This is a genomic window from Micromonospora sp. NBC_01740, from assembly GCF_035920365.1.
GTDB classification, from domain to species: domain Bacteria; phylum Actinomycetota; class Actinomycetes; order Mycobacteriales; family Micromonosporaceae; genus Micromonospora; species Micromonospora reichwaldensis.
Map to the genome: position 1 here is coordinate 4,497,666 of NZ_CP109150.1, position 22,472 is coordinate 4,520,137.

10 protein-coding genes and 1 pseudogene are annotated in these 22,472 nt (G+C 74.7%); 7 read left to right on the forward strand and 4 right to left on the reverse strand.

All coding sequences use genetic code 11. The features are described 5' to 3' along the window. Nucleotides 1–22: 22 nt before the first annotated feature. The 4 genes and pseudogenes from OG989_RS19970 to OG989_RS19985 form a co-directional block, all read left to right on the forward strand. A pseudogene (locus OG989_RS19970) lies at nucleotides 23–5,500 on the forward strand (type I polyketide synthase); the annotation flags it as partial. 87 nt (nucleotides 5,501–5,587) lie between these two features. Beyond that, nucleotides 5,588–6,640 (forward strand): ABC transporter ATP-binding protein, encoded by a 1,053-nt coding sequence (locus tag OG989_RS19975; RefSeq protein ID WP_327028054.1) that lies wholly within the window; start codon nucleotides 5,588–5,590, stop codon nucleotides 6,638–6,640. Further along, nucleotides 6,637–7,476, forward strand: coding sequence for an ABC transporter permease (locus OG989_RS19980; RefSeq protein WP_151452404.1), 840 nt, complete (start codon nucleotides 6,637–6,639; stop codon nucleotides 7,474–7,476). Before OG989_RS19975 ends, OG989_RS19980 begins: the two co-directional genes overlap by 4 nt. 483 nt (nucleotides 7,477–7,959) lie before the next feature. Beyond that, the gene (locus OG989_RS19985; RefSeq protein WP_327028055.1) at nucleotides 7,960–9,366 is read left to right on the forward strand and encodes a glycosyltransferase; all 1,407 of its coding nucleotides are present in this window, start codon (nucleotides 7,960–7,962) and stop codon (nucleotides 9,364–9,366) included. A 67-nt stretch (nucleotides 9,367–9,433) separates the two neighbouring features. Here OG989_RS19985 and OG989_RS19990 read toward each other — a convergent pair whose 3' ends face one another. Then, complete coding sequence (locus OG989_RS19990; protein ID WP_327028056.1) at nucleotides 9,434–12,250, reverse strand: helix-turn-helix transcriptional regulator; 2,817 nt, start codon at nucleotides 12,248–12,250, stop codon at nucleotides 9,434–9,436. A 781-nt stretch (nucleotides 12,251–13,031) separates the two neighbouring features. Next, nucleotides 13,032–15,884 carry an AAA family ATPase gene (locus tag OG989_RS19995; protein WP_327028057.1) on the reverse strand — a complete coding sequence of 951 codons (2,853 nt, stop codon included), beginning with the start codon at nucleotides 15,882–15,884 and terminating at the stop codon, nucleotides 13,032–13,034. A gap of 1,394 nt (nucleotides 15,885–17,278) precedes the next feature. Between OG989_RS19995 and OG989_RS20000 the strand changes: the two genes are divergently transcribed. Beyond that, on the forward strand, nucleotides 17,279–18,658 hold the full coding sequence (locus tag OG989_RS20000; RefSeq protein ID WP_151452400.1) for an AMP-binding protein: 1,380 nt from the start codon (nucleotides 17,279–17,281) through the stop codon (nucleotides 18,656–18,658). 45 nt (nucleotides 18,659–18,703) lie between these two features. Here the strand turns inward: OG989_RS20000 and OG989_RS20005 are convergent, their stop codons facing one another. Continuing rightward, the gene (locus OG989_RS20005) at nucleotides 18,704–19,183 is read right to left on the reverse strand and encodes a cold-shock protein (RefSeq protein WP_327028058.1); all 480 of its coding nucleotides are present in this window, start codon (nucleotides 19,181–19,183) and stop codon (nucleotides 18,704–18,706) included. A gap of 173 nt (nucleotides 19,184–19,356) precedes the next feature. Between OG989_RS20005 and OG989_RS20010 the strand changes: the two genes are divergently transcribed. Beyond that, nucleotides 19,357–20,019 (forward strand): 4'-phosphopantetheinyl transferase family protein, encoded by a 663-nt coding sequence (locus OG989_RS20010; RefSeq protein ID WP_151452398.1) that lies wholly within the window; start codon nucleotides 19,357–19,359, stop codon nucleotides 20,017–20,019. On the opposite strand, the gene OG989_RS20015 is transcribed toward OG989_RS20010, so the two are convergent. After that, nucleotides 20,016–21,425: an acyl-CoA synthetase gene (locus OG989_RS20015; protein WP_327028059.1), complete on the reverse strand. Its 1,410-nt coding sequence runs from the start codon at nucleotides 21,423–21,425 to the stop codon at nucleotides 20,016–20,018. The two genes, OG989_RS20010 and OG989_RS20015, sit on opposite strands and share 4 nt — an antisense overlap. 236 nt (nucleotides 21,426–21,661) lie before the next feature. Between OG989_RS20015 and OG989_RS20020 the strand changes: the two genes are divergently transcribed. Further along, nucleotides 21,662–22,336 carry an HAD-IA family hydrolase gene (locus OG989_RS20020; RefSeq protein WP_327028060.1) on the forward strand — a complete coding sequence of 225 codons (675 nt, stop codon included), beginning with the start codon at nucleotides 21,662–21,664 and terminating at the stop codon, nucleotides 22,334–22,336. The last annotated feature ends 136 nt before the right edge of the window (nucleotides 22,337–22,472 follow it).

Here is a 22,472-nt window from a genome sequence, read left to right on the forward strand (position 1 = left end):
GGCCGGCCCTGAGGAGCCCCCGATGAGTGTTTCACTGGACGAGGTCGTCGGCGCGCTGCGCGCGTCCCTGCTCGACAACCAGAAGCTCAAGCAGCAGAACCAGCAGCTCACCGCCGCGCTCAGCGAGCCGGTGGCGATCATCGGCATGAGCTGCCGGTTCCCCGGCGGCGTCGGGTCGCCGGAGCAGTTGTGGGACCTGGTGGCCGACGGCACCGACGCGATGTCGGCGTTCCCCGACGACCGGGGCTGGGACCTGGGGGCGCTCTACGACCCCGATCCCGACCCGGACAGCCGGGGCACGTCGTACGTGCGGGAGGGCGGGTTCCTCTACTCCGCCGGGAACTTCGACCCCGCCTTCTTCGGCATCAGTCCCCGCGAGGCCCTCGCGATGGACCCGCAGCAGCGGCTGCTGCTGGAGACCGCCTGGGAGGCGTTCGAGCGGGCCGGCATCGACCCGACCACGCTGCGCGGCGCACCCACCGGCGTGTACGCGGCGACCAGCAGCCAGGGCGACTACGCCGCGCTGCTCACCGGGGTCAGCGGCGGCGTCGAGGGCTACCTCGGCACCGGTAGCGCCGCCGCCGTGGCCAGCGGCCGGATCTCGTACGCCCTGGGACTGGAGGGGCCGGCGGTCACCGTGGACACCGCCTGCAGTTCGTCCCTGGTCGCGCTGCACCTCGCCTGCCAGGCGCTGCGGCTGGGCGAGTGCACCATGGCGCTGGTCGGCGGCGTGTCGGTGATGGCCACCCCGACCGTCTTCGTGGAGTTCTCCCGCCAGCGCGGCCTGTCCACCGACGGCCGGTGCAAGTCGTTCGCCGCCGCCGCCGACGGCACCGGCTGGTCCGAGGGGGCCGGCATGCTGCTGGTCGAGCGGCTCTCCGACGCCCGCCGCAACGGCCACCCGGTCCTCGCCGTGGTGCGCGGCAGCGCGGTCAACCAGGACGGGGCGAGCAGCGGGCTGACCGCCCCGAACGGCCCGTCCCAGCGGCGGGTGATCCGGCAGGCCCTGACCAACGCGGGGCTGACCGCCGACCAGGTGGACGTCGTCGAGGCGCACGGCACCGGCACGACGCTCGGCGACCCCATCGAGGCGCAGGCGTTGCTGGCCACGTACGGGAAGGACCGCCGCGCCGACCGGCCGTTGTGGCTGGGGTCGGTGAAGTCGAACATCGGGCACACCCAGGCCGCCGCCGGTGTGGCCGGGGTGATGAAGATGGTCCTGGCGATGCGGCACGGGGTGCTGCCGCCCACCCTGCACGTGGACGAGCCCACCCCGCACGTCGACTGGTCGGCGGGGGCGGTGTCCCTGCTGACCGGGGCGGAGCCCTGGCCGGAGACCGGGCAGCCGCGCCGGGCCGGGGTCTCCGCGTTCGGGATCAGCGGCACCAACGCGCACGTCATCATCGAGCAGGCCGCCGAAGCGGACACCGACGACACCCGGCCGGCCGGTACGCCCGCCCCGCCGACCCCCTGGATCGTCTCCGCCCGCTCCGCGCCGGCCCTGGCCGGGCAGGCCCGGCGGCTGCTGGACCACCTGGCCGACCACCCCGACCTGGCCCCGGCCGACGTGGCGTACTCGCTGGTCACCACCCGCGCGGCCCTGCCGCACCGGGCAGCGGTGATCGGCGAGGACCGCGACGCGCTGCTGGCCGGCCTGCGCGCGGTCGCCGAGGAGCGCAACACGTCCGGCGTGGTACGCGGCGTGGCCCGCCCGGCCGGCAAGGTCGCCTTCCTCTTCACCGGCCAGGGCGCCCAGCGCCTGGGCATGGGCGCCGAGCTGTGCCGCCGGTTCCCGGTGTTCGCCGCCGCCTTCGACGAGGTCGCTGGGGAACTGGACCGGCACCTGAGCCGGCCGCTGCGGGAGGTGGTCTTCGCCGATCCCGACTCGCCCGAGGCGGCGCTGCTGGACCGTACCGAGTTCACCCAGCCGGCACTGTTCGCCTACGAGGTCGCCGCCTACCGGCTGGTCACGGCGTGGGGGCTGCGCCCGCAGCACCTGCTCGGCCACTCGGTCGGCGAGCTGGCCGCGGCGCACGTCGCCGGCGTGCTGTCGCTGGTCGACGCCGCGGCCCTGGTGGTCGCCCGGGGTCGGCTGATGCAGCAGCTGCCGCCCGGCGGGGCGATGCTGGCGGTGCGGGCGTCGGAGGCCGACGTGACGCCGCTGCTCGACGAGCGGGTGTCGCTGGCCGCCGTGAACGGCCCCCGGTCGGTGGTGCTCTCCGGCGACGAGGAGGCCGTGCTCGCAGCCGGTGCGCGGCTGGCCGCCGAGGGCCGACGGTCCCGCCGGCTGCGGGTCAGCCACGCCTTCCACTCGGCCCGGATGGACGGCATGCTGGCCGACTTCCGGGTCGTCGCGGAGAAGGTCACCTGGCATCCGCCGACGCTGCCGGTCGTCTCCGACCGCACCGGCGAGCCGCTCACCGCCGCCCAGGCCACCGACCCGGGCTACTGGGTCGACCACGTCCGGGACACCGTCCGCTTCCACGAGGGCGTCGCCACCCTGGCCGCCGCCGGCGTGGGGACCTTCCTGGAGCTCGGCCCCGACGGCGCCCTGACCGCGCTGGCCCGCGAGTGCCTGCCCGACGTCGAGCCGGCGGCCTTCGTGCCGCTCGGCCGCCGGGACCAGCCCGAGCCGGCCAGCCTGCTCGCCGCGCTCGCCGCCGTCGACCTGCGCGGCGCCGGGGTGGACTGGCCGGCCCTCTTCGCCGGCAGCGACGCCATGCGCGTCGAGCTGCCCACCTACGCCTTCCACCACGAGCGGTACTGGCCGGATCCGCCCGCCGTCGACCTCCGTCAGCCCGCCGCGCCGAGCGACGACGAGGAGTTCTGGGCCGCCGTGACCCAGGACCGGCCGGCCGCGCTGGCCGCCGCGCTCGGCCTGGACGCCGACCGGCAGGAGGCGCTCGCCGAACTGCTGCCCGCCCTGGCGTCGTACCGGGACCGGCGGCGCCGCGGCTCCGCCCTGGACGGCCTGCGGTACCGCGCCGACTGGGTCCGCGTCGCCGCGCCCTCCGGCACCGCGACGACCGGCGGATGCCTGGTGGTGGCCGGGACGCGGACCGACGCCACGGGCGTGCTGGCCGCACTGCGCGCCGAGGGACTGGACCCGGTGCTCGTGACCGTGGGCGACGACCCGGACGAGATCGCCCGGGCCGTCGAGCACACCGGGGGCATCCCGTCGGTCGTGGTCTCGCTGCTGGCGGCGGGGGCCACGGGGACGGTCGCGCTGGCCGGGACGGCCGCGCTCGTCCGGGCCCTCGCCGGCGCCGGGGGCAGCGCGCCGGTGTGGACCGTGACCCGGGGCGCGGTGGCCGTCGACGCCGACGATGCCGCGCCCGGCGTCGCCGGCGCGTACCTCTGGGGCCTGGGTCGGGTGCTGGCGTTGGAACAGCCGCGCCTCTGGGGCGGGCTGGTCGACCTGCCCGCGGAGCCGGACGACGCCGCGCTCGCCGCGCTCGCCCGGCTCGTCGCGGCCGGCGGCGACGAGGACCAGCTGGCGGTGCGTTCCGGCGGGGTGTACGCGCGGCGGCTGTCGCGCGCCCCGGCCGGCACCGCCGCCGACGCGGACTGGCGGCCCCGGGGTGCGGTCCTGGTGCACGGGGCCGCGGCGGTGCGCACCCCGCACCTGCTGCGGTGGCTCGCCGACCGTGGCGCCACCCATCTCGTCCTCGCCGGTCCCGGGGCGCCCGCCGGGACGATCGGCCGGGACGTCGCGGTCACCGTCGTCGACGATCTCGACGGGCTGCCCGAGGCGCTGGACCGGCTGGCCGACGCCGGGACCGTGGTCCGCACCGTCCTGCACGTCGCCGACTCCGACGGGGCCGGCGAACCGGTCGCGGCGCTGGACCCGCGCGACCTGGCCGACGCCGTGGCCGCCCGTACCGCCGGGGTGGAGCTGCTCGACCGGGCCTGCGCCGGCCGGCCGATCGACGAGTTCGTGGTCTTCACCTCCACGGCCGCCGTCTGGGGCAGCGGGGGAGCGGCAGTCGCCGCCGCCGCCGGCGCCGGGCTGGAGGCGCTGGCCGCCGGCCGGCGCGCCGCCGGCCGCCCGGCCACCGTCGTCGCGTGGGTGCCCTGGGCCGACGAGGTCACCGACCCGGCACAGCTGCGCCGCCGGGGGGTCCGTCCGCTCCCCGCCGAACTGGCCGTGTCCGCGTTGCAGCAGGCCGTGGGCCGCGGCGACGACCAGCTCGCGGTCGCCGACCTCGACTGGCCGGCGTTCGTGCCGGCCTTCACCGCCGTACGGCCCGCACCGCTGCTGCGCGGCGTGCCCGAGGCGGCGGCAGCCGCGGACCGGGACGCCGGCCCCGGTGGCGAGGTGACCGATCCGGCCCGGGCCTTCCGGGACCGGCTGGCCGGCACCCCGGCCGGCGATCGGCACGGGATCCTGCTGGATCTGGTCCGCGCGCGCGTGGCCACGGTGCTCGGGCACGCTTCGCCCGGGGCGGTCGAGGCCGACCGGGACTTCCTGGAGCTCGGCTTCGACTCGCTGACCGCACTGGAGCTGCGCGACGCGCTGTGCCAGGAGACCGGGGCGGAGCTGTCGGCCACCCTGCTCTTCGACCATCCGACCCCTACGGCGCTCGCCCGCCACCTGCTCGGTCAGCTCGGCGGCGCGGACGCGGCCGGGGACGGCGCGGACGACGCCGGGGGACCCGCTGCGGAGAGTTCCGGCGGCGGACTGCTCGGCGGGCTGTTCAACCAGCCGAAGGCGCGCGAGGATCCCGCCGGGTACGCCGAGCTCCTGGTCAAGCTCGCGCAGTTCCGGCCCAGCTTCAGCGAGCCGGCGCAGCTCACCCGCCCGGCCGGCATCCTGCGGCTGGCCGAGGGCAGCGCCGCGGCGCAGCTGGTGTGCTGCTGCACCATGTCCCTGCTCTCCGGCGCACACGAGTACGCCCGGCTCGCCGCCGGCTTCCGGGGGGTGCGCAACGTCTGGGCCCTGCCCAACCCCGGGTTCGGCGTGGGCGAGGAGCTGCCCGCCGACCTCGACGCCCTGCTGCGGGTGCACGCCGACACGGTGCTGCGCGCCGTCGGCGCCGGCCCGTTCGTGCTGGCCGGTCACTCGGGTGGCGCGATGGTGGCCAACCTGCTCGCCGGCGAGCTGGAACGCCAGGGCCGCTCGCCGGACGCGGTGGTGCTGATGGACACCTACCCGGCGAACAGCGAGGTGCTCGGCGGGTGGGTGCCGCAGCTGCTCGACGGGATGATCGACCGGGAGACCGCGTACACGCCGATGGACGACTGGCGGACGACCGCGTGGGCCGGCTACCTGCCCCTGTTCCTGGACTGGCAGCCGTCCGAGATGGCGGCGCCGACCCTGCTGGTCCGGGCCAGCGAGCCGTTGGGGGAGTGGACGGGCGAGGAGGGCGGCTGGCGGTCCCGCTGGCCCTACCCGCACGAGGTGGCGGACGCGGCCGGTGACCACTTCAGCATGGTCGCCGACCGGGGGCCGGAACTCGCCGGCACGCTCCAGCGGTGGCTGGCCGCGCGGGGCCTGTGACCGTTCCCGCCCCTGGCGTGCCCCTAGCGCCCCCTATCGGCGCACACACATCTATCGAACCGACGTTGCAGGACGGAGCATGACGACGTGGACGAGGCAGTGGTGGTCACGGAGCTGGTCAAGCGGTACCAGCCCAACATGCCACCGGCGGTGGACGGGCTGAGTTTCTCCGTCGCCGCCGGTGAGGTCTTCGGCCTGCTCGGGCCGAACGGGGCGGGCAAGACGACGACGATCGGGGTGCTGACCACTCGGGTGCGGGCCACCTCGGGCCGGGCCCGGGTGTGTGGCGCGGACGTGATCGGCGCGCCCGCTGTCGCGCGGCAGTTGCTGGCGGTCGTACCGCAGCGGGTGAACCTGGACCGGGCGCTGACCGTCCGGCAGAACCTGCTGTTCCACGCGGCGTACCACCGCGTGCCCCGGGCGGAGCGCATCCGGCGGGCGGACGAGCTGCTGGACCAGATGGGGCTCAAGGACTTCGCGAACCACCGTACCGACTTTCTGTCCGGCGGCCTCGCCCAGCGCACGATGATCGCCCGCGCGCTGATGCACTCGCCCCGGGTGCTCTTCCTCGACGAGCCGTCCGCGGGCCTCGACCCGCAGTCCCGGCTCTTCGTGCACGACCGGATCGCCGAGCTGAAGCGGGCCGGAGTGACCGTGGTGGTCACCACGCACGACATGGACGAGGCGGAGAAGCTCTGCGACCGCGTCGGCATCGTCGACCACGGCAAGCTGCTCACCATGGACACCCCGTCCGCGCTGACCCGTACGCTGCCGGGCAGCAGCACCCTGACCCTCGTGGTGACCCCCGGCGCCCCCGCCGAGGAGGTGCGGGCCGCGCTCGACGCGATCCCGGACGTGGAGCAGGTGGAACACTTCAAGGTGGCCGCCCCGGCGCCCGTCGCCGCGCCGGCGTTCCCCGGCATGCCGGCGATGCCGGTGCCCGCGCCGGCCCCCGACGCGCCCGTCGACCCGGACGCCCCGCTCTCCTTCCGGGTCTACACCAGCGGCCAGCCGGCCAACGCCATCCCGATGGCGATGAAGATCCTCGCCGACCTGGGCTGCGAGGTTCGTGACCTGAACATCGGCCAGCCCAGCCTGGAAGATGTCTTCATCCACCTGACCGGAAGGGAACTTCGGTGAGCGTCGCCGCCCCCGCCCCCCCGTCCGCGCCCTCGACGGCCGCGGCGCCGCCGCCGGTGAGCGCGCTGGACCAGTTCGCCACGTTCCGCGCGGTGCTCTCGCGGGACCTGTTCGTCACCGGCCGGGAGCTGGTCGGCTTCCTGCTCCAGGTCTTCATCCAGCCGCTGTTCATGCTGCTGATCTTCGGCAAGGTGCTCAGCGACCTGGGCTACGCCAGCGACGACTTCTCCAACGTGCTGCTGCCCGGCGTCATCGCGCTGAACGCCTTCCTGATCGGGCTGGAGAACACCGCGCTGCCGATGATGATGGACTTCTCCTTCACCCGGGAGATCGAGGACCGCCTCCTGTCGCCCATGGCGATCCCGCTGGTGGCCCTGGAGAAGATCGTCTTCGGCGGCATCCGCGGCCTGATCGCCGGCGTGGTGCTGATCCCGGTCGGCATGCTCATGCTCGGTGTCACCTGGCCCTGGGCTGTCGTGCTCAAGGTGATCGGGGTGTTGGCGATCGGCGCGCTGGTCGGCGCGGCGGTCGGCCTCGCCTTCGGCACGCTGGTGCCGACGCAGCACATCCAGATCATGTTCACCGTGGTGATGACCCCGATCATGTTCACCGGCGCGACCCAGTTCCCGCTGCTCGGCCTGGACTCGCTGCGCTGGTACCAGGTGATCTGCTCGCTGAACCCGCTCACCTACATCAGCGAGGGGACCCGGTCGCTCGTCGGTCCGCCGGGGGTCGAGTCGCTGCCGCTCTGGCTGTGCATGTGCGTCCTCGCCGGGGTCTTCGTGGTGTTCTCGATGATCGGCATGCGTGGCTTCATGCGCCGCGCCATGGACTAGCTCGACAGGATCCGAACCGCCGATGGCCCGAGCCGCTCCTGCGGCCCGGGCCATCGGCGTCGGTGTCGCCGGTGACACCTCGGCCCGTCCCGCCCGCCGGATCGCGCGAGTCGAACCCAGCCGGCCGGGACGGGGCGTCCCGGTCGCCCCATTCCGTAGTCACCCGAATACACGCCATTTACCAGCGCAAATGCAGATCAGGTCACTCCATCGGGGAGGATGGAGAAAACAATTCACCTCTCCGCTGGGCGTCGCCAGGTCAGCCGTGGCAGGCTGTACGGACGGCGGCAGTTCACCCTTTCGGCTGTCTTGGAGTGGCAACCATCCCATCCGGGCTCCGCCGAACGTCGCCACACCGACGAACGTCGGTGCCGGCCCGGCCGCAGACCGAACGGCTCCACGAACAGCCACCGGTGCGGCGTACTCCAAGGGTCGGACGGCGCGGGTCGCCGCACAGGCGGGAAGGAGTGACGGACTGTGGACATGACCGGAAACGACCGTGGCCGGGCGGTACTCGTCGTCGCCTACAACAGCGCGGGGATGTTCAACCCGCTGCTCAGCATCGTGGGCGAGTTGAAGGCCCGGGGCGTCGGGAACGTCTGGTTCGCATCGACCGAGGATCGCCGGGGGGACGTCGAGGGACTGCGCGGGCCGGGCGAGGTCTCGTTCGTCTCGCTCGGCCCGGCCCGGCCGCAGTCGTCACCGGACACCTGGGACGACGCGACGTACCGGCTGCTGACCACCGGCGACCGGGCGACCAGCTTCGCCCGGTACCTCGACGTCAGCACCGACTACGACCACGTGCGGCAGCTCCACCGGCGCTGCCTCCAGGTCATCGACGAGGTCGGGCCGGTGGTGGCCGTGATCGACAGCCTCGCCAGCTGGGCGATGGACGCGGCGCAGACCCGGCAGCTGCCCTACGTGGTCAGCATCTCGCTGCCGCCGTCCAACTTCTTCCAGGAGCAGCTGCCGACGCGCTACCCCGCCCCGTTCTCGGGGCTGCCGGAGCGGATGACGCCCCGGCAGCAGGCGGCCAACGTCGGCTTCCGCAACCGGCTGGTGCGGGCACTGATGGAGCCGGAGCGGCTGCGGCGCAGCCTCGCGGCCGTGGCCGCCCGGAAGGCGGCCGGCATCCACAACCCGGAGATGCGCCCGGCCGGCTACGTCGAGGCCGCCGAGGCGCTCATGGCGTACACGGTCTTCGGCTTCGAGTACCCGTTCGCGACCGCCCCGGAGAAGCTGCGGATGCTCGGTCCCGTCGTGCCCCGGGAACTGCCGCCGGCCGACGGCGACGACGAGCTGACCCGATGGCTCGACGCGCACCCCTCGGTGGTCTACGTCGGCTTCGGCACCATCATGCGTCTGTCGCGCGGCCAGGTGGACGCGATCGTCGAGATCGCCGACCGGCTCGGGCCCGAGCACGCCGTGCTGTGGAAGGTGCCCGCGCGCCAGCAGCACCTCCTCCCGCCAGCGCAGCGGCTGCCGGGCAACCTGCGGGTGGAGGCGTGGGTGCCGTCGCAGCACCGGGTGCTGGCCCACCCGCACGTGCGGGTCTTCTTCAACCACGGCGCCGCCAACGCCATCCACGAGGCGGTCCACTTCGCCGTGCCGCAGCTGGTGATGCCGTTCTGGCTGGACTGCCCCGACGGGGCGGTACGCGCGGTCGACAGCGGGGTGGCCCTGGCCGTCGAGCGCGCCGACTCGCCGAACGTCGAGGACGTCCTCGCCAAGCTCGCGCGGCTGCTGGGCGAGGAGACGTTCCGGGCGCGGGCGCAGCTGTGGAGCCGGCGGATGCGGCAGGCCGGCGGGGTCACCGCCGCCGCCGACCTCGTGCTGGAACACCGCGACGAGGCGGCGGCCCGTCGTACCGTCGGGCTGGCCGTCGGCTGACCCTCCGGTCGCCGTACGCGTCGCAGGGGCGCGGTGGGACACCCCCACCGTGCCCCTGCGACGCCCGTCAGGACGCGGCGCCCTGGGTCTCGTCGGCCAGCGCCTCCGCGTACGCGACGAGCCGGGACGGCAGGTCCGTGCGCCGCTTGACGTCGAGCTTGCGGTAGACCCGGGTCAGGTGCTGCTCCACCGTGCTCACGGTGATGAAGAGCTTGCTGGAGATCTGCCGGTTGGTGTGCCCCTGGGCGGCCAGCGCGGCGACCCTGCGCTCGGCGTCGCTCAGCCCGTCGTCCGGCTCCTGCAACTCGGCGGCGGCCGGGTACGCCGGCAGCCCGCTGCCCGGCTCCCGGCGGATCAGCCGCTGGGCCAGCACCGATGCGCCGCAGTCCTGGGCGAGCTGGTAGGCCCGGCGGACGAGCAGTCGGGCGCGGGCGGAGTCCCCGGCACGTTGGAGCGTCTGGCCGGTGTCGCCGAGGGCCCGGACGAGTTCCAGCCGGTCGCCGCTGGACTGGAGCAGGTTGACCGCTTCGGAGAGCAGCTTGCGCCGGTGGTCCTGGGCGGCGGTGGTGGCGAGCAGCCGGAGCGTCCGGCCCCGGGTGCGGTCGTCGACCCCGTGCGGCACCCGCAGCTGCTCCTGGAGAAGCTGCGTGGCCTGCGTCTTGTTGCCGACGCTGAGCTGCACCCGGGCCAGCTCCAGCCGCCACGGCACCAGCCCGGCCGCGTCGATGCCCCAGGCGCGCATCAGCTCGCCGCACCGGCGCAGGTCGGTGGTGGCGGCGTGCGGCCGGCGTACGGCCAGGTGGTGCCGGGCCCGGGCGGCCAGGTAGTGCAGGCCCAGCGGGGTGCGGAACATGCCGGGCGGGACGGGGTGGGCGAGCCACCGTTCGGCCTCGGAGAACCGGCCCGACTCGGTCGCGCAGGCGACCAACGTGGCCAGGGGACCGGCGATGGCCACCCCCCAGGCCGCGGCGGGCATGTCCTCCAGGGCCGCCCGCGCGTGGTGCTCCGCGCCGGGCAGGTCGCCGACGCGCAACGCCGCCTCCGCCCGGACCGCCCGGATGACGGCCCGCCACACCGGGGCGTGCTGGGTCACCGGCCGGCCGAGCAGCACGTCCCCCCAGACCGTGGCCCGGTCGGACCGACCCGCCCAGAGCAGCGCCAGCAGGGGAGCGGTCAGCAGACCCAGCGCGCCGTCGTCCGTGTGGTGGCGCTGGAGAAGCTGCTCGGCGGTTGCCACGGTGTCGTTGTCCGCGGCCGGCGTCAGCGCGGTGCCGAGCACCGTGACCGCCTGGAGCAGCGGGCTGATCGTGGTCGGCGCGCTCGCCGCCCGGCTCCAGGTGCTCGGGGTCTCCCGCACGGTGGCCAGGTGCTCCGGGTGGGAGAGGGAGACCAGCAGCTGCATCATCCGCAGGCGACCGGCCGTGCCGGCCGAGCCGTGCTCCTCGTCCGTCGGGAAGGCGCTGACCGCCTCGGTGGCCTCGTCCACCCGGCCCTGCCAGAGCAGGTAGGGCACGGCGGACAGGCCCGCGTCGGTGGACCAACCGGCGGCCCGCGCCGTCTCCACCAGCTCGGTCAGCTGCCCGTTCACGGTCAACGGGTTGATCTGCCAGCGGGCGTTCACCAGCATCTCGGTGGTGGCGGTCCGCTGCTGCGCGTCCACCGGGGCGCGGGAGACCAGGCGCAGGCACGCGGCGGCCACGTCGGGCCGGCCCGACGCCAGCGCGTGGCCGGCGGCGTCCTGGAGCACCGGCACCACCCAGGGCGCGCTCGCCGAGCCGGCGGCCACCAGGTGCTCGGCGACCACGCTCGGCTCGGCGCCGTGGTCGTGCAGCACCTCGGCGGCACGCTGGTGCAGGCTCCGCCGTTCGTCGGCCGACATGTCGCCCAGGATCGACCGCAGGATGCGCGGGTGGCGCAGCTGGTCGCCCTCCATCAGGCCCGAGGTGCGCAGCACCCGTACCGCCGGGGCCGTCGACTCGGGCACCACGTCGAGGAGGTGGCCGAGCAGGTCGGTCGTCGCGGGCCGGTTGAGCACCGCCAGCGCCTGCGCCACCCGGCGCACGCCCGGCTCGTGCCGGTAGAGGCAACCGAGCACCGCCTGGTCGAACGCGTCGCCGACCGGCGGACCGTACTCGTCGTTCGTCTCCGCGCTGGCCCGTTCCTCGAGCAGCGCCCGGGTGAGCAGCGGATTGCCGCCGGTCATGCGGACGCAGCGTTCCGCCGTCCGTCGGGCGTCGGCGTTGTCGGCCTCGCCGCCGACCAGCCGGGCGACGGCGTCCACGGTCAGCGGCGGCAGGCCGATCCGGGAGAAGTGCGGCTGGCTGAGCAGCTCGGCGCGGAACAGCGGGTGCGGCGGGCGCAGCGTCGAGGCCTCCGCGAGCACGACCATGATCCGGGCGTGGCGCAGCCGGCGGGTCACGTAGAGCAGGCAGTGCAGCGAGGCCGGGTCCGCGTGGTGCACGTCGTCGACGGCGAGGACCAGGGGGCCGGCGGCGGTCAGGTCGAGCAGGGCGGCGAAGAGACCGTGCAGCAGGGGGGCCCAGGCCCGGTCACCGTCGGCCGCCTCAGCGCCGGGCTCGGGCAGCGGTACGGCGAAGGTGGCGTCCCGCATCAGCTTCTCGACCCGGGCCGCGGCCTCCGGCGTGAGCCGTGCACTGTGGAACAGCTGCCCGACCACTCCCAGGTGGAGCCCGCGCTCGGCCCGGGAGCCGGCGGCGCTCATCACCTGCCCGCCGGTGCCCGCCGCCCACTCGCTGAACGACTCCAGCAGGCTCGTCTTGCCGCTGCCCACGGCGCCGGTGACCAGCGCGACGTGTCCGCGCTGCTGGTCCTCACAAGCCCGGAACGCGTGCCGGAGACGGGTCGTCTGCTCCTCTTGCTGCACCAACACCAACGTGTCAGCCCTTCTCCTACGCGGCGCGGGACCGGGAACCCCGGTGTTGCCGACGCCGCCTCCCCCTTGCCGGACAGCCGCCCCTCCACCCGCGTCTTCCGGGTAGGGGTGGAGCGCACCGGGCCGCCGTGCCGGGTGGACCTGGAAATCTTTCGCCGGACCGGGGTTCTCGCCGTACGGTCCGGGTGCTCAGGGGAGTCTGGCACCGGCGTGGGTGTGCGACAACGGGCGCGAGACCCCATCGTTTCGCGCACAAACCTGCGGCCCTGAAACGCATTTAGGGGTTGCGCGAAGTGCCACGAAGGGGTGTCGGACTCGACCCGGCGGGGGAGATGGCGACACGGTGAGGGGCTGGTGTCGGGTGTGCGGCTTGATGGTGTCACATCGGGCTTCGCCACGCACGCCCGATAGCACGCTCAGTGCTGGGGTGTGGACACCCGGCGACGGTCGGCGCAGGTGGCGGCCCGAGCCCATCCTCCACAGTCGACCCCCAACGACCGGCGCGAGCCGGAGCGGACGGCGGCGAACGATGGCGGGCGGCGGAAGCCGGAGCGAACGGCGGCGGACGGCCGGCGACGGTCCACGCCGAAGGTGGCCGCGGGTGCCGCTCGACGTGGTCGTGCGGACCTCGCGCGACGGCAGTCGACGAACCGGTCCGTGGACAGGCCCAGGAGGCCACGGCCGGCGGTGAGCTGCGGCCGGGACGGTCGGCGGTGCAGGAATGGCGGCCGGGACGGTCGGCGGTGCAGGAGCGGCGGTCGGCCGGCGAAGGTCAGCGCGGCCGGGGCCCGGCGGGCCGGTGGCCCGGGTCGTCCCTGCCTCGCGGCGGTGGGTCCAGGACCGTCGCGCCGGGTCGGTTCATGCGCAGCCGGGCGGCCAGCTCGCTGCGCGAGTTGACGTCCAGCTTCCGGTAGATCCGGGTCAGCCGCTGCTCGATGGCGCTGACGGTCAGGAAGAGCTTTTCGGCGATCTCGCGGTTGGTGTGGCCCTGGGCGGCCAGGGTGGCCACATTGCACTCCGCGTCGGTCAGTCCCCGGACGACGGCCGTCGCGCCGGCGCCCTCGGCGCCGCCGCTCCTGGCGGAGAGGCCGGGCCGCAGCATCGGGATCCCGCACTCCTCGGCGAGGACCCGGGCCGACCGCGCCGCGACGCGGGCCTGCCGCCGGTCGCCGACCTGCTGGTAGGCCTGACCGAGGTCGGCCAGGTTGTGCGCGAGCTCCATCCGGTCACCGCACTGCCGCAGCAGTCGGACGGCGCTTCGCAGGTGCGGGATCCGGTCCGGCCCGTCCTCCGTGGCGGCCAGGACCCGCAGGGCGGCGGCCCGGTGCCGCACGTGCACGGGCCGCAGCCGGGCCAGCTCTTCGCGGACCAACCTGCCGGCCTGCTGGCGGCGGCCCATCCGGAGCAACGCCCGCGCCGACTCGGTCCGCCACGGGACGAGGCCCGAGAAGTCCAGCCGCCAGCGGTTCATCAGCTGCCCGCAGAGCTGGAAGTCGGCCAGGGCGGCCTCCGGGCTTCCCGCGGCGAGGGCGTGCATCCCGCGGGCCTGCAGGTAGTGCAGCCCGATCGGGGTCTCGAACATCGCCGGGGGCACCGGGACCTGGAGGGAGGCTGCCGCCGCGTCGAGCTGGTCCATGAAGGTGAGGGCCCGTACCCGGACGGCGAGCGGTATCCCGATCACCACTCCCCAGCCCTTCTGCGAGAGCTGACCGAGCGCCTCGTCGGCCAGCTTCTCGGCTCGGGGCAGGTCGCCGAGCCGTCCGGCGACGGCTGCCCGGAGGGCCGCGAGCGTCGCCGACGGGGTGGGGTAGCGCGGGGTGGCGGGGTTGCGGCCCAGCCGGTCGCACCAGTCGCCGGCCAGGTCCAGCCGGTCGGCGTAGATCATGGCGATGAGTGCGCAGACGGCGGTCCACATGTTCGGTTCGTCGTCCAGCCCGGTGGTCGACAGCGCCCGCTCGGCCTGCTCGACCGCGCTGGCGTCACCGCGGTGGAGCACGGCGGACAGCAGGGTGGCACCCTCGATCCCGCGCTTGACCTTGGCCAGCGTGAGCGGGTCCCGGGCGGCCACGGCGGGTGCGGGGCGGTCGACCATCACGCCGGGGTAGAGGGTCGACATCCAGCCCGTGGTGACGAGCAGTTCGGCGGCGGACCTCGGGTCGACGCTGTCCGCCCGTTCGCTCAGGTGGTTGACGAGATCGACGGCCTTGTCGATCTCGCCGTGCCAGAGCAGGTAGTGGATGGCGCCGGCGGCCTGCTGGCTGCCGAGGTGCCCGGCGCGGATGGCGCTGACGACGCCGACCAGGTGGGGGATCGCGGCCTGCGGGTCGAGACGCCACTCGGCGCGGGCCAGCGCGGAACGGATCCGCGCCCGCAGGCACTCGCCTGCGCAGCTCCGGTGCGCGCGGCGCAGGTAACGCAGCGCGGTCTCCATCTCGCCGTCGCGCAACGCCTGCTCGCCCGCGTCGAGCAGGGTCTGCGCCATCCAGGGCTCGGCCAGCTCGTCGATCCCGACCAGATGCGGCGCGATCCGAGCCGGGTCCGCGCCGTCGTCGTGCAGTAGGCAGGCCGCCTCCAGATGCAGCCGTGCGCGTTCCTCGGCGGTCATGCCGTCGATGACGGCCTGCCTCACCGCCGGATGGCGCAGCCCCTGCTCGGTGATCAGTCCCGCGCTGGTCGAGTCGTCGATCGCACCGAGCGCGGCCCGTGACCGTGCGTCGACGAGGTGGGGCAGCAGGTTGCCGTGCAGCGGCTCGCCGGTCACGGCCAGCACCCGGGCGGCGTTGAGCACCAGCTGGTCGCAGCGGTACAGGCAGCTCAGCACGGCCTCCCGGAACGACTCCCCGGCCACGGGACGGTCGGCGGGCCGGGGCGCGGCCGCCTGGTCCTCGGCGAGCGCCTGCACCAGCAGCGGGTTGCCGCCGCTGATCCGATGGCTCTCCTCGGCGATGGTCCGGGCGACCGGAACGCCGAGTCGCCGGGCGAGTAGTTGGAACGTCCCCTCGGCGGTGAGCAGCGGGAGCCGGATGCGCTGCAGCCGCGCGGGTTGCAGCAGCTCGGCGTGCACGTCGGGCCGCCACGGCCGGGTGCGCGGCGCCTCCGTCAGGATGATCAGCACGGGTAGCCCGGAGATCCGTCGGGCCACGTAGTCGAGGCAACGCAGCGACGGCACGTCGGCGTGGTGGATGTCGTCGACCGCGATGACCAGCGGCCCCTGCGCGGTCATCTCCAGCAGGGCCCCACCGATCGCGGCGGTGGCCAGGGCGGTGTCCTCGTGGTCCGTGTTCTCGGCGTCGGCCCAGGTGAGGGCGCCCGCGTCCAGCAGCCGCCCGAGGCGGGCCCAGAGGTCGGGGTTGCCGGCTCCACTCAACGGCGCCGCCCGCACGAGCTGCCGGACGACCTCCAGCGGGACGGAGCGTTCGGCGCGGGAGGCACTCGCGCCGAGGACACGTGCCCCGGAGTCGCAGGCCCGCCGGGCGAAGGTCTGCAACAGCGTGGTCTTGCCGGAGCCGACCGGGCCGGTCAGCACGGCGACGGTCCGGTTGGTCGGGGAGGCCTCGCTGCGGGACAGGTCCGTCAGCCGGCGTTCCAGCATGCTGAGCAGGCACGACCGCTCGGTCAGCTCCATCGACGCGGCCCCCGGAGGAGCGTGCGGTCCGCGGTCACCGGAGGGGCCGCCCGCCCTGCGCGCCCCTGGAGCTCGACGAAATCGGAGACCGGCAATTCTTGACCCATTCCATTATTAGCAAATATAGACGACCGTCGAGTATGGCCGGCGAACCATCGACCGACTTGACCGGCTGGCGACTCCGGGTCGCGCCCCCGCCAGCGTCGGTGATAATTCCCCAGCCTCTCCGGGTCGGCCTTCCCCCTATCGACCACCGTGATGGTGGGAGTATGGCAGTTCGGCAATTGGGCGGCAAGCCGAGGTTTGTAAAGGATGGGCAAACATCGGTTCTGTGTCGCGTCGGCCCGAGCGGGCCTTCGTGCGTACGTCGACAGCGGAAAGTCGCCGGGTGATCCCGTAACGTGACAGCATGCCGCCGTGGCCCATTGGGCGCGCCTTTTCCGGCCCACTCGGCGATTGGCGGACGCGTTCTTGCGTGCTAGGCGTCCGGTGCGTGTCCGGGTGGTCACCGCGACGGCGCTCCCGTCGTCGACCCGTCGGCGGCTGAAGCCGCCCTCCCGTCGGCGGCGGTTCCGCACCGGGTGGGCCGGAAACCCTCGACGTCATCCCGGGTAAGCGCAGCTCAACTCAGTGTCAACATGGCCGGCGGGCGGCCCGGTGGCAATGGTCGCGGTGCGGCCCGGCGTGGGAGCGCTGACGGTCGGAAGGGGGCTGGGGGTGCCTGCCGGCCCGCCGGCCCGGACCGGCGACGAGCCGCTCCCGGGTGCGGGCGGGCGGCTCGACAATTGTTAAAGGTTCCCGATTGTTGCGGCGTGCGACATCGCCTGCCCGAAGTGCGACTGCGGGCCGCCGGGTCGCCCGGGGATCGGGACTCGACGCGCGCCGCCGATGCGCCACCAGATTCGGACCTTTGGGAAATTCACCGATTATGTTGTTAAAAAAGAATTATGCGCCCAGGGGCCTGCCGGAGGGCGCCGGTGTCGCTGCGTGGCCGACGGAATGCGGTCGGACAAGTGTAACCGACATCAATGTCCCGGCGACTCATTACTGCTGATCGACAATTTTCCGTCAAAAGCCGACTCCAATGTCCGCCCCTGTCGGCGAGTGGCCGTCCATCCATAGTGTCGGCCGCAGGAAAGGGCGGTCCGGCCCGCCGCTGTCGAAAACCGGACGAGATCCTGTCCTACCTGGCCTGTCGCCCCCGCAGGGGACCCGGTCCGGGCAGCTAGGGGTTGTGCCGGGCCGATAGCCCGGCCTAATTTCGGGGCACCCGTTTCCACCATCGGGATAGTCGGATATGGGGCCCTGCCCCGTGACCTGAAGGGTTCTGTGGCCGTCGTGATGTTCCACCTGCTGCCGCGACTCGTTGCCGCCCTCCGCAGGGGATAGCGCAGATGACACTGCTGCCGGCGCTGCGGGGATTCGGCGCGGACCGGGCCGATGCGGTCACGGTGGCCGGCGGCACGCTCTCCAGCGAGGCCCTGCTCGGCTGCGTCACCGCGGTCGCCGACCGGATCAGGGGCGCGGGCGCGGTCGCCGTCGACGGCACACCGACCCTGGAGACGGTGGTGGGAATGCTCGGCGCCGTCCACGCGGGCGTACCGCTCGTACCACTGCCCCCCGACGCGGACGAGTGCGAACGGGGCCGCATCCTGCGTCAGTCCGGGGCGACGGTGCTCCTCGGCCGCAACCGGTCCGACACCCACCGGCTGCCCACCGTCCCGGTCGACCTGCGGGAGCGCTCCTCGACACCGCACCCCGAGCCGACGCCGGGCACCGACGCGGTCATCCTCTACACCGGTGGCGCCGGCGGGCCATCACGCGGGGTACGCATCTCGCGTCGCGCCATCGCCGCCGACCTCGACCTGCTGGCCGACGCGTGGCGGTGGAGCGAGGAGGACGTCGTGGTCCAGGGCGCGCCGCTGTTCCGGGCGTACGGCCTGGTCGTCGGCCTGCTCGGCGCGTTGCGGGTCGGCAGCCGCTTCGTCCACCTCGACCGCAACGCCGCCGCCGGACCGGTCGGCACCATGTACCTGGGGTTGCCCGAGCAGTGGGCGAAGATCGCGCTGAACGCCCGGTGGGCCCGGTCACTGTCGGCGGCGCGGATCCTGATCTCCGCGGACGCCCCACTGGCCTGCGCCGTGGCCGAACGCCTCCGGCTGCTCACCTCGCACACGCCGGTCCAGGCGTACGGCACCACCGAGACGCTGATCGCGCTGACCGGGCGGGCCGACGACCACCCGGTCGCCGGTGCCGTCGGCACCCCCCTGCCCGGGGTGGAGACCCGGGTGCTGGACCGCGAGGCCCGACCGGTGCCGGCCGACGGCGAGTCGGTCGGCGAGTTGAGCATCTGCGGGCCGACGCTGTTCAGCGGCTACGTCGAGGGCGGGCGGGGCCATGCCGCCGGTCACTGGCACGCCACCGGCGACCTGGCCACCGTGGCCGCCGACGGCTCGTACCGGATCATCGGTCGGCGCGGGCTCGACGTGCTGCACTGCCGGGGCCGGCGAATGCACGCCGGGCAGATCGAGGAGGCGTTGCTGAGCCATCCCGGCGTCCGGGAGGCCGCCGTCGTCGGCACGCCGCACGACGCGCTCGGCGAGCAGGTCACCGCGTACGTCGTCGCCGAGGGGTTGACCGCGCAGGTGCTCATCGACCACGTCGGCCGGTACCTCTCCGCGGGTCAACGGCCCCGGCGGGTGCACTTCGTGGACGAGCTGCCGCGCAGCGCGCTCGGCCGGATCAGGAAGTCCCTGCTGATCGCCGCCGGTTGAGCCGACCGGGCCGGGGGCGGCGGTCCACCGACGTCCGCCCCGCCGTCAGCCCTCCACCCAGCCGTGCCGTCGCGCCAGGTCGAGCATCCGGGCACGCACCGCCACGATCTGCGCCCCGGTCAGGTCCGACACGGAGGTGACCAGCGCCTCGGTGGTCTCCGTGCAGAAGGCCCGCTCGGAGAGCACGTCGCACAGGCCCTCGTCGTCCTCCGCACCGCCCGTGGCCGGCCCGCCGTCCCTGCTGCGCCCGCCGGTGAACGCCACGCCGGCCCGGGAGGGCGCCGCGGTGCCGGCCGCCGCGTTGCGCTCCGCGCCCACGGCAGCGCCCACCACCCGCACCAGCACGGCCTTGGGGCCGCGGTCGGTCCCCACCGCCTCGTACTCCACCGGGACACCGGGCGTCAGCGCCCACTTGTCGCCGTCCAGCATGTTCGCGTGCACGAACACGTCGTCGCTGCCGTCGTCCGGGGCGATGAACCCGTAGCCCCGCACCTCGTCGAACCGCACCACCTTGCCAGTGAGCATCGCTTTCCCGCATCCATCCGACCAAAATCCGCGTGCCCCGCCCATGGAACCGGGGCCCGCCCCCAGACTGGCAGCCGCCCGCGCGGCCCGGCACCCGTACCCGACCCCTATGGTGCACCGTACCGTCGGTGCCGGCGCGGCGCGGCTCGCCGCAGCGCCTAGCATCGGCGGACGTGATCGAGCAGATCCTGCCCCCCGCCGTGGCGGTGGCCGAGGCCTTCACGGACCCCGCCGACCTGACCCTGTTCCCCGAGGAAGAGGCGCTGGTGGCCCGGTCGGTGGAGAAGCGTCGCCGGGAGTTCACCACCGTGCGGCACTGCGCCCGCACGGCCCTCGGCGAGCTGGGCCTCGCGCCGGTGCCGATCGTCTCCGGCGCCCGCGGCGCCCCGGTCTGGCCGGCCGGCGTGGTCGGCAGCATGACGCACTGCGACGGCTACCGGGCGGCGGTCCTCGGCCGTACGACCGCGTTCGCCACCCTCGGCGTGGACGCCGAGCCGCACGCGCCGCTGCCCGACGGGGTGCTCGACGCGATCGCGCTGCCGGCCGAGCTGGCGCGCACCGCCACGCTGGGCGCGGCCCGCCCCGCCGTCTGCTGGGACCGCCTGCTGTTCAGCGCGAAGGAGTCGGTGTACAAGGCGTGGTTCCCGCTCACCGGCCGGTGGCTGGACTTCTCGGAGGCGGACATCGTGATCGATCCGGCCGGCACCTTCGAGGCCCGGCTGCTGGTGCCCGGCCCGGTCCTCGGCGGGATCCCGGTGACGACCTTCGCCGGCAGGTTCCTGGTCGAGCGGGGACTGGTCGCCACCGCGATCAGCATCCCGGCCGTCCGCTCCTAGTCCGCCGTCAGCCTGGTCTTCTGCACCTTGCCGAGGGCGTTGCGGGGCAGCGCGTCGACCAGGCGTACCTCGCGTGGCCGTTTGTGCGCCGACAGGTGCCGGGCCACGAATTCGATCAGTTCGGCCCCATCCACCCCGTCGCCCACCACGTACGCGGTGACCTGCTGGCCGAGGTCGGGGTGCGGGGTGCCCACCACGGCGGCCTCGCGGACCCCCGGGTGCGCCAGCAGGGCGTCCTCCACCTCGCCGGCGCCGATCCGGTAGCCGCCGCTCTTGATCAGGTCGGTGGACGCCCGCCCGACGATCCGGTGCCAGCCGTCCGGGTCGACGGTGGCGACGTCCCCGGTGCGGAACCAGCCGTCCGGGGTGCGGCTCGCCGCGTCGGCGTCCGGACGGTTCAGGTAGCCGTCGAACAGGGTGGGGCCGTCGACCTGGAGCTCGCCCATCGCCACCCCGTCGGCGGGGAGCGTGGCGCCGTTCTCGTCGACCAGCCGCGTACGCACCCCGGGCAGCGGCAGCCCGACGGTGCCCGGCCGGCGCGGACCGTCCGCCCGGGCGCTCACCGTGATCAGGGTCTCGGTCATCCCGTACCGCTCGACGGGCCGGTGCCCGGTGAGGGTGGCGAGGTCCGCGAAGACCGCCGCCGGCAGCGCCGCGCTGCCCGAGACGAGCAGGCGCGCCGGACGCAGTGCCCGTGCCGCGTCCGGGTCGGCGGCGATCCGGGACCACACGGTCGGCACGCCGAAGTACACCGAGCCCTTGGCGGCGGCGTACCGTTCGGGTCGCGGCCGGCCCACGTGGTGCAGCCGGCCACCCAGCCGCAGCGGCCCGAGCACGCCGAGCACCAGCCCGTGCACGTGGAACAGCGGCAGGCCGTGCACCAGCAGGTCGTCCGGCGTCCACGCCCAGGCGTCGGCCAGCCCGTCCAGGCAGGCGGCGATGGCACGGCGGGAGATCACGGCGCCCTTCGGGGCGCCGGTGGTGCCGCTGGTGTAGAGGATCACCGCGGTGCTGGCCGGGTCCGGCTCGGGGTGGACGGTGTCCGAGCGCCGGCTCAGGTCGACGGGCACGACGGCCCGGCCCGCGCCCTCGGCGGTGCGCTCCGCGCCGGTCGGGACCAGCAGCGCCGTCGCCTGCGAGTCGCGCAGGATGTGGTCGCGCTCCATCGGCCCGGCGTCCGGCGGGACCGGCACGACCGCCGCTCCGGCGGTGAGGGCGCCGACCACCCCGACCACTGTCTCCAGGGTCGCGGTGGCCTCGATGGCGACCCGGTCGACGCCGTGCAGCTCGTCGGCCACCGCCGCGGCCAGGCGACGCAGCTCCACCCAGGACACCGCGCGGTCGTCGACGCGGATGGCGTCCGGACGCTCGTCGGTGCCTCCCGCGAGCCAGCTCAGCAGCGGCATGGTGCGACCCCTCTCCAGCGGCTCGGGCCCGGGCCGGTCCGGCCGGGCGTGCCGCGGCGGCCGGACGGCGGCACCCGGGACGCCGGTAGGGTCGGTGGGGCGCCGGCGGATCCAGGTGGGCGCGGTGCGCCGCGCCGGCGGGCCCGGAACGACGGTCCTGACCGTAGTCGGGGGCACCCCGGCCTGCCACCCCTACCGGGCGGCGCGCCGGGTCGGACGGGCGGGAGGTGACGTCGGTGGTCGCGGACGCGACGGCGTGGACGGCGGTGCCGGGCGGTGTCCGGGCCGTGGTGCTCGACCTCGACGGGGTGCTGGTCGACAGCCTCGCCGTGGCCAGGGAGGCGTTCGCCCTGGCGTACGCCGAGGTGGTCGGCGACGGCGTCGCCCCGGTCGAGGAGTACTGCCGCCACCCGGGCCGATATCTGCCGGAGGTGCTGGAGCTGATGGGCCTGCCGGCGACGCTGGCCGGACCGTTCGTGCGGGAGAGCAACCGCCTCGCGCACCGGGTCGCCCCCGTCGACGGGGCGCCGGAGCTGCTCCGCACCCTGCGCCGGCGGGGGATCGGGCTGGCCGTGGCCACCGGCCGCAGCGGGGTCCGCGCCCGCGATCTGCTCGGCCGGCTCGGTCTGCTCCCGCTGGTCGACCACGTGGTGGGCTCGGACGAGGTGCCCCGGCCGAAGCCCGCTCCGGACATCGTGCGGCGGGCGCTGCGCCTGCTCGGGGCCCGCCCCGGGGAGGCGCTGATGGTCGGCGACGCCCCCAGCGACCTGGCCAGCGCGCGGGCGGCCGGGGTGCTGGCGGTGGCCGCGCTGTGGGGCGAGTCCGACGCGGAGACCCTGCGCGCCGCCGGCCCGGACGTCGTCCTGACCCGACTCGACGAGCTGCTGCCGTTCTGCCCGGCCCGCCGGTGACCGACCCGCGTGGACGGACACCTGCGGTGACCGGCCGGCACCCCTGCCCCCGCGCCACGTTCGCGGTCGGCACCCCTGTCCCGGGCCGATTCCCGGTTCGATACCCCCGATTTGTCAGCCGATCAGTTGATCGGCG